Here is a 13,975-nt window from a genome sequence, read left to right on the forward strand (position 1 = left end):
ATGACGTTACACTCCTTCCAAGGCACCTTGCTCTCCTTGCAAAGGGCCGAAAGTGTAACCCATGTCTCCGGAATGAACTGTCACCCATCTCTCGGGAAGGGCACCTGACTTTGAGTCGGACTGTCTTTTCCAATGATGCTTTTTCGTAGGCCTCCTTGGTGCGCGAGAGTTCCTCGAATTCGATGAATTAAACCAGCAGGGGATTGAGCCAAAGGCGGTACTCTGGTCTCGCTAAACTAGGCTACGCGGGAACTGCCAAGGCGCGCCTTCCTCTTTCAAGGGCATCCACAAAGCGGTCCAGCCCATGGACACCACCATTCACCGCGCGTCTCGCTTCCCTAAGGTCGTTATTTGCAAGTGCCCGCCTCACACGCTGCTCATGGTTTTTCAGAAACTGCGCTAATATCAATCCGGCTGTAGCAGGGGCATTTGCAAGTTCTGGACTGGTTACAAGTCCGACCCCGATTGCATCTCCAATTGTCTGGTAGTTGGCCCTACCGGTCAATTGTACGTAGCCCCGCCCTCGAAAGAGTGGCCCGTCGCCTGCAAAAATATTGCCGAGATCGGCACGCCCCTCATACCGATCAAATGGCGTTGAAATTGTATTGAATCTACTCCGCCCTTCGCTTATCGGAACGAACCCTTCGGTTTCCGCACGAATTGTAGCAAGTGCCATCAAAACCATTTCCGAGTCAGTCAAGTCAATCCTCACAAGTCCCTGAAGGACAAATGGCAGGTTGGCAGCAATGTTCGACTTGGGCGTCACTGGGAACATTTTCGTGACAAGATCGGGGGTGAATTTGTCGACTGAATCGGTCGCGCCAACATTCTGAGCAGGAACAACAACGCCCTCGTTGCCGCCCTGCTGCAAGAAGCTGGTAAGCACGAAGCCATCGGCGACACCATCCGACTGCAGGTCTACCATTGACCAGTCGCCTTGTTGAAGCAGTACTGCGACCGTCGTGCCGAACGGCAACACCTTGACGATTGTCGCAGTTTGAGTTGGGCCTGAGCGCAAGCGAAGGCCGTTGCGCGCATTGACAATACATGCGCCAGCGCTGAGTGGTTGCGCGTTTGGCAGATTTGCATCGCCTTCGCCGAAGCCGCCGACAATTGCGTGGCCAGCAGCCGCGCCTGCGACGGTTGCCGTATCGATCCCGACAGCCAGGTCCTGTGGCGACAGGTCGATTTGAAAATGCATGCAATCCTTGCGATCTTCAAAGCGACCACCCCACAGGAAAACTCGCTCGCCAGATTTGGTGCAGATGGCGGTAACGTCATCGATCATGGCCGAACTCATGTCGGTATCGGCTTTCCCAGCACGCACGTCGCCTGCGCGTTCATCTTGCGTTAGCTTCTGCGAAAACCGGACACTGCGTACTCCGCCATGGTCAATGTAAGGATTGGTAGTCCAGTTCACATCAAGCGCGATTCCAAATGAGTGCAGGCTCTTCGCCGTGCCACCTGTAATCGCCCGGCAATTGTAGCTGTCGGTGTCTTGAACCCTGATAATGTAGTCGTGATGTGCCATTACCGTTGCAAGCGCCTGGAAAGCCTCAGCCGTCGGGGGCGCTATCCGGATTTTGTCGGGACCGAACGGCACCACCACCATGGTCGTTTCGGAGCATTGGAACGACTGCCACTTCTGGCGAAGCTGCGCGGTGTTCAAGATCATTGTAAAATCTCCACGATCGCAATGGAAACGACGATCCCTGTGAGCAGGTCCAGCGTCGTTCCTTGATGAAGAACAAAAGCGTGACGCAACGAACCGTCATTCCACGCGGCTAATGACCTGCTGTTCAGCCACTTGCATTTGCAGCAAGCTCGGCATCCGATTTTGGTTTGTTATCGGGCGCTTTGGCGTCGTCCGCCGCGCCCCTTTCCTCTTCATCCGGCTCTTGTTCGCTCGGAGGATCCTGGACTGCCGGCTGATCTGCGGCAGCTTTCTGCGCAAGCAGCCGGGTCGCGTCCGCCTGAGCTTCGAGCGCCTTTGTTGGATCGCCCGATGACCTCGTTCCAAAATAGAAGCTGGATATCGATGTAACCAAGGTTCCGACAAGTATTAGAAGCTGCTTCGCAAAATCGACCCCCGCCGCTGAAGATTCCGTCCTGACCCAAACGCGATATGTACCTTTGTCGGTCAAGACCGAGATCACGTCCCCACCCGGGTGCATTTGTGTCACCTGATCCTTCTGACCTTCACTGAGGCCATCCAGTGCGGTCAGTTGACCAGAAGAGATACTGCCGAAGAGATAGATCGCGAGAATTGCAAATAGCACGATGAGCATGAGAGCGATGACCGCTCGTATTGATCCCTCCGGGAGGGCCAAAGCTTGCGTTTTGTCCTGGAGATCGAACGATGCGTAGAGGACTGACATCGACGCCAGAAGGCAAAGCATGACAACGACAGCTCCAACCACCAGCATTGGCAGGCCAACGACGACAGAAATATCAGATTTTATCAGAAAATAACTCGCCGCCAAAATCAGTATAAGGACGAGAGATGCAAGAAGTCCGATTATTATGGAACGCATTGCTTACTCCTGTTGTCCATAGACTATTATTGGAGATTATGGTTGGACGAAATCCATATTTCTATTGATTCGAGATAGACGGATGACGACTCCACCCCTCTTTGGATCCGGGAACAATATCTCGAGATCTCCATTATCAAGCATATCCTCTACGAGGACCGGCGCTTGCCTCATCCGTTCCAGCCGACGTCTGTTGATTGCCGGGTCTTCCTTGTCAGCTTTGGAGTCGCTTGGCATAAGGTCGGCGAGCGGCAAGGTTGGCCCAAGATGAACTGCTCCCGCACACCTTCCGTCCGCTCCGATTGTGAAAAGGGCCAGTTGGAGCGAATAGTTTTCGCCCTGCAGCTCCTTCGAAAAAATGCGCGACAACACAATTGTCTCGCTCCCGTCTCTCCCGCCGATGCCAATTGGCGGCCGGACCAGCCAATCACCGGGAAGATCCGGCGCGCAACTCGTTGAGTCGGCAATTATCGATGGGAGAACGCCATTTTCGTCGCCATCCGCCAGCGGCGGCAGATGCCATTGGCGGACCAGCAAGCGTTGCTTGCCTGCTTTATCGACATTTCGGAGGCTGACCAGGCTCGGGTGTGATGTTGTCCGCCCTGCCACGATGAGAGGCTCATCCGATTCTTCAAGATCGGCGAGCTCCACCGTTCCACGGGAACGGCCTGTGTAGTCTTTAGGCGCATCGCCCTTATGGGATATGCCCATACGCCTCAAACTGGCACTCGATTCGTAGTCGGCGTCTCTACGCAGCCAGACGAGGACAGGCTGTCGATCGCTGGTTGTGAGGATAAGAGGATGGGAAACGAAGTTCCGATATCGGTTGTTGTCTTGCTGCTTCTTCCCTGGAACCTCGGGTGAGAACCGATCCGTTACACGAAGAGGTTCCTGCTGCTGTAACTTCTGACCGCTGGTGGTACTGATCGAAATATCACGAAAACAAAGGCTGTTGGCGCCTTCAAGGCAACTGTGAGTCTGCAACGCGGATAACAGAAGCGTATCATCTTTGATTCGACCATAGTAGGCCGGTACGAGTTCTGAGGTTTCGATGTCATCGTAGTGCTTAGGCATTCCAAGAAATACGGTCAACATGGACGTCGTCTTGGTGTTGCATGGCTTGCCTTCGTCGGCCATCGCATCAGGCATTGCGGACAGATACAAACACTTCCAGTCGTTTGTCGAAGCACGGCGTGGCGCGATCGCCAGTATTCTGCCTCCGGTTCCCTCAAGGCTACGTCTCTGCCACCAGACGAACCAGTCCTCATCTCGACCATTGTGCCGCGATCGCACGATGAATGGCGCGCCGACCAAATAAGCGGGATCTCCCGGAATGACGGCGATCAGCTCAAACCGCCCGTTGTCGGCAGCTCTGGAGACAAACGCTCCAGATGGCCTGATCGAAAATTTGTAAACGGCCTTTCCCTTGCTTTGCCCCTCCGTACCGTCAGGTGCATCTGCCACGCGATAGACTGCATATGAACCCGATCGGACCGGGTAGGGGTCATATTCGAAATAGGTTGAGGCATGATCGTCAACCACGATCCCATCTTCCGCAGCTGGCGTCTCGCCTTTGGCACGATACGAACGGAAAGAATCACCACCACCTACTCTTACGCCAAGCGTTACTAGGCGGGCATCTCTGATGCATTTACTCCTTTCCTCATCAGTAGGATCGTCAGATGCTTTATCAATAAATAGGCAAAGTCGAAATGCCTGTTCTTGCAGCATGAAATCACAGTCTGCCTGAGCGTAGCCGTAAGTAGCGCTACCGTGCCGATAGCAATAATCATGCGTTGCACAGGCTTGGCGCATCTGGAGTCCGATTGGCTCCCATCCTGCTTCCTGCGGAAAGGCGCGGCGAGCCAGTTGCGGCGGTAGACTACAACTCAGTCCTTCGCCTCGCCCGCCAATGATTTGGATGTCTTCCGATGAATAGGAGACCTGCCCCGTGGTTTCCGGCATTTCATGCGCAACAGGCATCACAGCATTGGCCAACACTCTGTCCGCAACCAGATGTGCAAAAAAATCAAGGCGATAGGTAAATATAATTGCAGCAGCCACCACCATAAAACCAATAAACGTAACTATTCTAAAAAGATATTTTATTAGCACCCAGGACAAATTGTGCCTTGCTTCCATTTTATGAGCTGAACTCTTAGTGGACATTGAACTCTACCTGTAGGTATCGGCTTCAATATTTCCTGCTTCAAATATTTCCTGGTTGGACGGCTCGCTTGCCGCAGATCCGTTTCCTCACAGCCTGTTTCGTATGCCCGCCCTTATAACAGTGACCAGTTTTTAGGAGAATCTCTTGAATAACTCAGCATGGCCCTGGCTCGACTACATACTGGGATTCAGGAAAGATCTTTACCAGAGCGCCGCCTCCACCAAGCTTCTGAACCTGGTCATCGGTCATGTTCAAGCAGAACCCATTGCTATTATCTTCTATTTTGTATTTCGGCACGTCCGTATTTTCCACATCCGGCGGAACTTGTAACCCAGGTATAGTTCCCTTTATGACGTCGCCCCAGAAGCCGCTCGCTACCTTTCGTCCCTTTCCACTCGTCAATTCCTCGGCGAAAGCTTGAGTAACTAATAGGTTCCAACTGCTGGATTGAGGTGATATGGGGCTTTTTTCACCAAGTGACGCCCCGCTGAGAACGGAAGTAACCAACGCCGGTGCGGCAATTCCAATCTGTATTAGGGCCAATGAGTTTAGGACATCGCTATTCACGGCAGCCATTATTCCGCCGAGCACAAACAGCGCTACAACTCGGATCATGTAACCAACGCACATTCCTTCGGAGAGACCGTCGTGATCTATCAAGTAAGCGAACGCAGCAACGTCAACAGTGACCAAAGTCGCAACAATAGGAAGCAACCCTCCAACGCCTCCGATTAAGAATCGAGCAAACTTGGACATCTCACAACTCCATGCTCCACAGCCGACTAAACGCCAACGTGTACCTGCTCCATCATTTACGACAGATCGAACCCCTGAACGGCCTAGGCAAATTTCCGAGCATTTTCGACGAACAATGGCCCTGTTCCACGCCGGACCAACAGCGAATGATCGATGCGCAGAATCTTCCGCACACTCGCCAGTGCCGCTTCATTCACCTCGATATAAGCAACGATGTACCATTCGCCGTTTTCTTCCCTGGCCATGCCCATCGGCTCGGCCCGCCACTTCAGCGCGCCGTGGTGGGGCATGAAGTAGGTTTCCTGGACGCCGCCGACGGCGCTAAGGCCTTCATCGAGTGCGTATTCCATCACCGCGCAGCAGAGCTGCGTCAGTGTACCCCTCAGCCCGGTTGAGCGCTTGTCGGGAACGACGAAGGTGCGCGTCCATTCGGCCCAATCGGGACGCCGCGGGACGCCCGATTTTTCGCACATGTGAGGAAAGACCTCCGAGACCATGTGCGGCTCGCTTGTTGGGATCAGCCGAGCCGAAGTCACCACGCGACCGTCTTCGATACCCAGCAGATAAGTCGCTGCGTCCGTATCGAATTGGTCTAGCTCTCGACCATCCGGGCTCGGAGGGCGCCATCTTTTTTGATGCACGAAAAAGTCGTGACGTCGGCGCAAAAACTCATCAAATTCGTTTTCATATAGATGTTTGTTCTGCGCATTGACGATATGAGCAGTTATCATAGCGCGATCCCCCGACCGTTCTCGGAGGAATAGTTGCAGTCATGCTAAAGTACGTCACCTGTCCGATCGGACAGTTGACGACATTAAGGGTGAATCAAACGCCTGCGCACTGCTTCAACGACTGCTTGCGTGGTTGTAGCGACGCCAAAAGCCTCGCGAGCCCGCGTCGAGTGCCATTTGACAGTCCGCTCGGTCAAACCAAGAATCTGGGATGTTTCCGACGAAGTCTTGCCGGCCGCCGCCCACAAAAGTACTTCCTTCTCCCGATCGGTCAGCAGACCTTCGTCGCCGCCATCGTCATTGGATAAGGCCTGGATCGACATGCCGGCATAGACCGCCATCGTCACCAGTTGGACCTGTTGTCGTGGCGAGAGCGTGCAGGATTTCGCGGATGAGGCAAACGACAGCACGGATTGCCAATGGTGAACGCTGAGCATGGGCACGGCAAAGCCGCTTGAAATGCCGAACTCCGTCGCTTCGCCGGCAACGCGTCGGGAGCCTGCCGTGCCGGACCATTTTGCCGGCACATCGGCCCAAAGAAATGGCTTCAACGTCTTCGCCGAATAGATGCAAACGCCGTCGACAGCGGCATGCTCGGCCTCGACATAGCGTTCAAACCAGCCCTCGGGCCAACCGTTCAACTCAACCATCGGAGCCAGCTTCTGCCCACCGAGCGGCACACCGCTCAGGATAAGGTGCTCGAAGCCGAGATTCCTCACGGTTTCGAGCAGGTCACCCAGAAGCGGACCTGTCGACGTGTGCCTCCTGCAGCGTTCGACAAAGTCGAACACGTCTGAATCGATCATGACAGAGGCCCCACCTCCAAGCCGTAATATACTACGAATTTATACGATAAATTAGATATTTTGATATGAAAATAAGCACGGCCGAAGCAGAGTTCTTCTGAACACGGAGCTCAGGCTACGACTCAGGGCAGTTGCCGCAGCAGAACATGCCTGCTGCCCTTCAAAGTCCGTCCACACGCATTGAGTTGGCGCTGCCGCAGCGCTATTGGGTTGCAACAGTCCCGTTGTCCCGAAACCAAGCGGTCATGGCGACTTCCTACCCATTACGACACCAGCGCGCCTTGCGAAGCGAAAAAATTGGTGGCGCGCTGGCGCGTGCCACTGGCTAAGCTTCGTGAAAGATTCCCGCACGAGGCCGCTTCATGCCCACCGATAGCCAGTACATTCTCGAACGCATCAGGCAGGGATGCGTGACGCTTACCGAGGACGCGTTCGTCATCGACAGGTTAGTCAAGTATGTCGGCAACGGCAGGATCCGCTGGCATGTCGAATTGCGTAGGCACCGCATCGAACTGACGACCGGCCAGATCAAGAAGCAGCCGACCTTTCGCAGGAAAATCCTCGAACAGGCTGGCGTGCTGCCGCCGCAGCGTACCGGGGCCGACTACCGGCGATGGGCTCTCGATCTGAGGCGGAACGCCATCGAGCTTCCCTGGCGGGACAGGCCGGTCGATGCCGGTTTTGCCATCGACAGGCTGACCAGCCACGGCGATGGGCGCTGGACGGTGGAATACCAGGGCAAGGCGATAAAATTCACGACGACCAAACTGCGCAGGCAGCTCAGCTTCCGTAAACGCATGCTGGCCAAAGCCAAGGTGCTGCCGCCCGAACTGGCCCCAGCCGCTTATCGACAGTGGATGGACTGGCTTATTCAAAACGCCACTGAGGCGGCACCACAGGCCGGCGAAATCTTGATGACGGAGAAAAGCTGGCTGGACGACCTGCCGGAGCTGGCCGGCTGGCAAGATGAGGCGCCGCCCGAGAATTGATTGGGTTCCAATGATGTCATGCGCCGCTGGCGTGCGATCCGGTCGACGCTGTTGGGCACTTCACGTAAACAAGCTAAGATCGGTCCCGGCAGGAAGGACTTATGCAATGGCCGAACGAGAGGACAGAGATATCAGGGAATCGCGCCGCATCCTCCGGGACATCAAGCAACAGAACGGCCCGGCAGGCTTTAGTCGTCTCCCTTACGAGGACCGGTTGCTTAGCCTGAGCGAGAAATATCCTGATCAGATCGTACGGTATTGGCCAGTTGGCCTTATCGTTGTCTTTGGACTCCTCGCCCTGTTGATCTATTTCGCCTAGCGCAGTGGGCATTGCCCTCGGTGCGCTTTGACGAGGTTCCTCGGCATCCCAACGCGGATCTATCCGCATTTTAACTAATGTAGACAATCCTCACGGAGAACGTTCTCCCGGCTGGTGAGCAGTGTGGAATGGACTAACCTTGTGGATGAGGATGAGCTTCCGGCACCCAGCCGATCAGGCCGCTGGCGCGCAATAGCTTTGGCGGCACTCCAAATCGTCCCACCGGTCATTTCGGTGGGACGCGCCATCATGGCCGGCTATTTCACCTATGTGGCTTCAAACAACAAGCCGCCCGCGGACATGGCCGCTTTGGCCGTGTCGATCATGAAATCCGGCGATGCCTCTCCGGAACTGCGCGATTGGGCAGCGGACGTTCTGGGGATACAGACCGATATCGGAATGCTTGCCAAAACTGCCCAGCAATAATCGCCTACCCGCCTCATATTCCTCCGGCGGGAATTTGGTCGCCGCCCAAATCAGCGGCCGGCGCCGCTCATCAAGAGATTGCCTGAGGAGGCGCCGGCCAGGCGGGCATTGGGGTACCCGCCGACGCTACATTAGCATTCACGCATAGATTTGGTATGGCGCGAACGCGGAAGGCCGGCTGCCTTCACAGCAGCATTACCGCAATTTTTCCCAAGACCAGGAACCCGCAACGGTGCAAGGGTTGGAACGCCCAGCGTTTCGGCGCGGCTTGCCTGGAGACAATCATGGCGACGTTTCTTACCGCTCTCGCATCCGAAGGTCCGCCAGCCGACCGGGCGAAAGACATGGACCTGTATGGATGGTTGATCGGCAGTTGGGACATGGAGACGCTCCACCACCGCAGCGACGGCACAATCCAGAAATGGGATGGGGAGCGTCACTTTGGCTGGGTGCTCGAAGGCCGCGCCATTCAGGACATCTGGATCAGGCCCAGGCGCCCTGCCCCGTCCACCATGTATGGCACGACCTTGCGCGTCTTCGATCCCGGGATCGGTGGCTGGCACATTATCTGGAGCGATCCGCTCAACCAGGATTACTCGCGCCAGATCGGGCGGGCCGAAGGCAAGGACATCGTCCAGATCGGCGAGGACTCGCGCGGGCTGCAGGCCCGGTGGCGGTTCACCGAGATCACCGCCGACAGCTTTCACTGGATCGGCGAGGAGAGACGCGCGGAGAGCGACCCCTGGCGCGTGACCTATGAACATTTCGCCCGCCGGGCGGGTTTCTGAAGCACGCCTGCGCGTTCCGCCCTCGTGCCCTTGCGCAACGCTCGATCATTTTCCCAACCCGGCGCGATAACCCTCGTCCCGGTCGACGCCCCCGGCGAGAGCACGAAGGCGGTGGTCCCGCCGCCTGCCCCGCCCGCGAAAGGCAACAGCGCGCATACCGGCGTTTGAGCGAAAGACGGAAGCTTACTCCGCCGCTTTCGTAGCCTGCGATGCCCCTGATCGAGAGGAAATCCTCGAGCCTGTATCCGGCGTATTCGGCCGTTGCCGGATTGCTTTGCGCCGCCCGACCGGCAGCCTGCGCCAGCCGGGATGGTTGATGCAGACATTGTGGTGCGCATGGCGGGCGAGGTACGACCATAGATTAGCGATAGCTCAATTAACACCAAACGAGTATCTCAAACCCGCCGGTACAAGCGCGCCCAAGAACCTTCACATGTACTGAGCGCGAACAGAGGCTAGACAAGCGAAGATTCCAATAGCATTGTTCCCACTGGGACGGGGCTCGACCGGCAAGCGCAAACGATGCTTGTCGGTGGTTGGCAACTGCTAAACCGTACAGCCGCAATTGCCACGGCTGCGAGACCAAGGAGTCCCAAGGATGCCGAACCCAAGCCAAACCAGCGATCAATGGTGGGTCAACGACCAGACGCCGGACAACCCGTACGGCAAAAGCGAAGATTACGGAGCCTTCCTCACCTACCTTGGAGCGCTGGACCGGTCGATAACGCCGGCGATCGCGGCGGGAACGCTGAGAATCAATGTCTCCGAGCTCAATGACCATCCCGAATACAAGGCCGCCGCGATCGGCGCCTTGCAGATGTGGGCCAGTGTCACCCCTTTGAAGTTCGAAATCGTCGACAATGCACCCTACAACAGCGCAACGGACTGGATGCAGGTTGTCAGCCCCGAACTGGGCGAAGAGGACGACGGCAGCGCCTATTCCAACGACCGCTATGTCAGCATCGGCCAGCGTTTCCACGACACCGAGGTCAACAAGACGGATATTGGCGGCTATGTCTTCGATTCCTTCATCCATGAATTCGGTCATGAGTTCGGGCTGAACCACCCCGGGCTCTACAATTACAGCGGCCCCGGCGGCGTACAGATCAATTATCTGAACAATGCGACCTGGACCTACGACCGTCAGCAATACAGCGTCATGTCCTATTTCGACGGGATCGATGTCGGTGAAACCAGCCGCTGGTCGGCGTCAACGCCGATGATGGCCGACATCGAGGCGGTCATCCGCCGCTTTTTCTCCACCGTCGACGAGAACGGCGTGCGCACCTATCAGCATATCGATCTCAACACGGGCGACAACGTCTACGGCTTCGGCAGTGCTGTGGATGGCTACCGGCTGACCTCCTCGGGCATGCAGCACGATATCGGTTTTGTCATCCATGACACCGGCGGAACCGACACGATCGACTTCTCCGGCTCGACTGCCGGCACGATCCTCGATTTGCGCGCCGGGCAGTTCTCCAGCGTCAACGGCCATAGCAACAATGTGTCGATCTTTGCCGGGCACAACGCCGACGGCACCGACTATTACATCGAGAACGGCATCGGCAGCAGCTATGACGACGTCCTGATCGGCAATGACGGAGCCAACGTGCTGGATGGCCGCGGCGGCGGCGACCGCATGGCCGGCAATGGCGGCGACGACACCTACTTCGTCGATTCTCTCGACGACATCGTGCGCGAGGAAGCGAATGGCGGGAATGACACGGTCGTTCTGCTGAACCGGAACTTGAATATCCGGAAAATCGCCAACGTCGAACACATCATCTACGCCGACGAGTCGACACTCCAGCCTGGAGACGGCGGCACCGAAACCGCACCGACCATCGGCGACAACACGATGACCAGCGTCATCTTCGGCGACAATGGCAACAATACGCTCGACGGCGGCGCCGGCGACGACACGATCTTCGGTCAGGGCGGCGATGATCTCATCATCGGCGGCCGCGACTCGCTCGCCAGCCGCGACATCAACAACACCATCGATGTCGCCGACCTTCCAGACCAGACCGAGAGCGACGACGGCAATGACACGCTCTATGGCGGCCGCGGCAACGATACGATCCTCGGCGGCCAGGGCAACGACATCCTCGACGGCGGCGACGGCGACGATACGCTGAGCGGCCAGGATGGCGTCGATATATTCAGGGGCGGCGCCGGCGTCGACACGGTCGACTTCAGCAAGGAGAGCCCCTTCCAGCTGCTCGTCAATCTCGAGACGAACGTGGCCAGCGGCGGAACCGCCACGGGCGACACCTTCTACAGCATCGAGAACCTGATCGGCTCCGATGACCGCATCGACCGTTTCATCGGTACGTCGGCGGCAAATCATTTCTGGGGCCGGGGCGGCGGCGACTATTTCAACGGCGGCGGCGGCAACGACATACTGGATGGCGGCAATGACGGCGACATCCTGTACGGTGAAGCCGGCAACGACACGATCATCGGCGGCGCCGGCCAGGACTATCTGGATGGCGGCGCCGGCATTGATACGGTCGTCTACGAAGGCAGCTCCGCCGGCGTGACGATCGACCTCGCCAATGGCACGGCCAATGGCGGCGACGGCGATGGCCCGGTGCAGATCGTCGGGCGCGGCACCGTTATCCGGCACGACATCCTGGTCGGCTTCGAAAACGCCGTCGGGTCGTTCTTCGACGACCATCTCATCGGCAACGCCCAGGCCAACAAACTTTCCGGCGGCGCCGGCAACGACACGCTGACCGGCGGTGGCGGCGCCGATATATTGAATGGCGGCGCCGGCAGCGACACGGCGGACTACGCCGACGCGGCCAGCGGGCAAAACCTCAAACTGGGTGGCGGCAAATCCGGCGGCGACACCTATATCTCGATCGAAAATCTGGCTGGCTCGGGCTTCAACGATCACCTGACCGGCGACGGCGCGGCCAATGTGCTGACCGGCCAGGGCGGCGCCGACAAGATCGACGGCGGCGGCGGCGATGACACCCTGCTCGGCGATTTCGCCTATCAGGGCGATGCTCCGCCACGCCCGGGCATGGGCACCGGCTACGCCACGCTCGGACCGGACGCGACCAACAATTCGGTCTCGACCGCCTTCGACATCTCGAACAACTTCTCGCTGACCGCCGACCCCGACATCTTCGATTCGACGACCACCCTTCACACCACCGTCAATGCCACCGGAAACGGCTTGGGCGGATATTACAGCATCAACCTGGCCGCCGGCACGATCATCACCATCGACATCGATGGCATTGCCGACCCCAATGTCCATGACAGCATCGTCAGGGTGCTGGACAGCGATGGCAATATCGTCGCCCAGAACGACGATGGCGGCAACGACCCCGGTTCCAACAACGGCCGCGATTCGAGCACCAGCTTCATCGTTCCGGAAACCGGAACCTACTATATTGTGGAGGGCGAATGGTCGGACTCGGCTCCTGGCGATGGCTGGGTCGAATCCGTGCCGGAGGGCTCGACTTACAAGCTGAACGTGTCGGTCGAATTCCCGCCGGCACCAGCTCAGCCGGGCGTTGCGGGCGCCGATACGCTCAACGGCGGCGGCGGCAGCGACCTTTTGGATGGCGGGCTGGCTGCCGATACGCTGACCGGCGGCGCCGGCGACGACTATTTCCGCTTCTCGACAGAACTCGGGAACGGCAATATCGACTGGATCAAGGACTTCAAGGTCGCCGACGATACGATCCTGCTGGACAACCTCATCTTTGCCAGCGTTGGCGGCGACGGCGCCCTCGCCCTGGGCTCATTCTACAAGAGCGCAGCCGGCGCTGCTCATGATGCCGACGACCGCATCATCTACGACACCGACAGTGGAATATTGTCTTACGACGCCGATGGTTCCGGACAGGGAGCGGCCGTTCAGTTTGCACACCTGAACACAAATCTGGATCTTTCGGCTGCAGACTTCATTGTCATCTAACGCGTTGCCGGGAGGGGTGCCGTCAGGCTGCCCTCCCGCATACCCCAGCGCAGTGAAAAGGGAGAGGACGCGATGACTGACCGCCGCACAGTGTTAATGGCCGCCGGAGTTGCGGCAGTCGCCGCGGCCACCGGGGCAGCGGCAGCGCAATCGCCAGATATTCGCGCGCCAGATATTCGCGCAACAGATATTCGCGGCGCCGTCACCTTTGTGGGCGGCAAGGCTATCCCGGAAGGTCATCTCGAGATCTATCTTGAGGATCCCGCCATTCAGGACAGTGGGCGACGCCGCGCCGCCAAAACCAGCCTCAAGAGCGAGGGCGGCTCAAAGACGATAGAATTTTCCTTGCCCCTGCCCGCAAGCTCGACCGCTTCACCAACGCTGCAGGTCGTTGCGCGCCTGGAGCGTGCGGACGGCTGGCTGGTGGCGCGGGGCAGCGCGCAGTTCCAGGCCGGCTTGCCCGTCCATGTCACACTCAAGGCAGTTATCTATTGAAGGACGAGATGCCATATCCTG

12 protein-coding genes are annotated in these 13,975 nt (G+C 57.7%); 6 read left to right on the top strand and 6 right to left on the bottom strand.

What is annotated here, in order from left to right; all coding sequences use genetic code 11:
* Window positions 1-241 precede the first annotated feature (241 nt).
* From NKI64_RS20910 to NKI64_RS20935, 6 genes are all read right to left on the bottom strand, one after another.
* Window positions 242-1,675 (bottom strand): M15 family metallopeptidase, encoded by a 1,434-nt coding sequence (locus tag NKI64_RS20910; RefSeq protein WP_352497336.1) that lies wholly within the window; start codon window positions 1,673-1,675, stop codon window positions 242-244.
* A 124-nt stretch (window positions 1,676-1,799) separates the two neighbouring features.
* Window positions 1,800-2,534 (bottom strand): hypothetical protein, encoded by a 735-nt coding sequence (locus NKI64_RS20915; RefSeq protein WP_352669733.1) that lies wholly within the window; start codon window positions 2,532-2,534, stop codon window positions 1,800-1,802.
* Between the two features lie 36 nt (window positions 2,535-2,570).
* Window positions 2,571-4,703: a hypothetical protein gene (locus NKI64_RS20920; RefSeq protein WP_352669736.1), complete on the bottom strand. Its 2,133-nt coding sequence runs from the start codon at window positions 4,701-4,703 to the stop codon at window positions 2,571-2,573.
* 154 nt (window positions 4,704-4,857) lie between these two features.
* Window positions 4,858-5,460, bottom strand: coding sequence for a hypothetical protein (locus NKI64_RS20925; protein WP_352669739.1), 603 nt, complete (start codon window positions 5,458-5,460; stop codon window positions 4,858-4,860).
* An 83-nt stretch (window positions 5,461-5,543) separates the two neighbouring features.
* Window positions 5,544-6,191, bottom strand: a complete 648-nt coding sequence (locus NKI64_RS20930) for an acyl-homoserine-lactone synthase (protein ID WP_352669742.1) — start codon at window positions 6,189-6,191, stop codon at window positions 5,544-5,546.
* Window positions 6,192-6,274: 83 nt separating this feature from the next.
* On the bottom strand, window positions 6,275-6,997 hold the full coding sequence (locus NKI64_RS20935; protein ID WP_023672561.1) for a LuxR family transcriptional regulator: 723 nt from the start codon (window positions 6,995-6,997) through the stop codon (window positions 6,275-6,277).
* Between the two features lie 362 nt (window positions 6,998-7,359).
* Between NKI64_RS20935 and NKI64_RS20940 the strand changes: the two genes are divergently transcribed.
* From NKI64_RS20940 to NKI64_RS20965, 6 genes are all read left to right on the top strand, one after another.
* A complete protein-coding gene (locus NKI64_RS20940) occupies window positions 7,360-7,986 on the top strand; it encodes a hypothetical protein (RefSeq protein WP_352669745.1) in 627 nt (208 codons plus the stop codon).
* Window positions 7,987-8,092: 106 nt separating this feature from the next.
* Window positions 8,093-8,305: a hypothetical protein gene (locus NKI64_RS20945; RefSeq protein WP_031199619.1), complete on the top strand. Its 213-nt coding sequence runs from the start codon at window positions 8,093-8,095 to the stop codon at window positions 8,303-8,305.
* 249 nt (window positions 8,306-8,554) lie between these two features.
* Entirely contained in the window at window positions 8,555-8,731 is a 177-nt protein-coding gene (locus NKI64_RS20950) for a hypothetical protein (protein WP_352669748.1), read from the top strand.
* 284 nt (window positions 8,732-9,015) lie between these two features.
* Window positions 9,016-9,519, top strand: coding sequence for a hypothetical protein (locus NKI64_RS20955; RefSeq protein WP_352669751.1), 504 nt, complete (start codon window positions 9,016-9,018; stop codon window positions 9,517-9,519).
* Between the two features lie 598 nt (window positions 9,520-10,117).
* Entirely contained in the window at window positions 10,118-13,459 is a 3,342-nt protein-coding gene (locus tag NKI64_RS20960) for a M10 family metallopeptidase C-terminal domain-containing protein (RefSeq protein ID WP_352669754.1), read from the top strand.
* A gap of 72 nt (window positions 13,460-13,531) precedes the next feature.
* Window positions 13,532-13,954, top strand: a complete 423-nt coding sequence (locus tag NKI64_RS20965; protein WP_023682883.1) for a hypothetical protein — start codon at window positions 13,532-13,534, stop codon at window positions 13,952-13,954.
* The last annotated feature ends 21 nt before the right edge of the window (window positions 13,955-13,975 follow it).

This window comes from Mesorhizobium sp. M0478 (assembly GCF_040321305.1).
Taxonomy (GTDB): Bacteria; Pseudomonadota; Alphaproteobacteria; order Rhizobiales; family Rhizobiaceae; genus Mesorhizobium.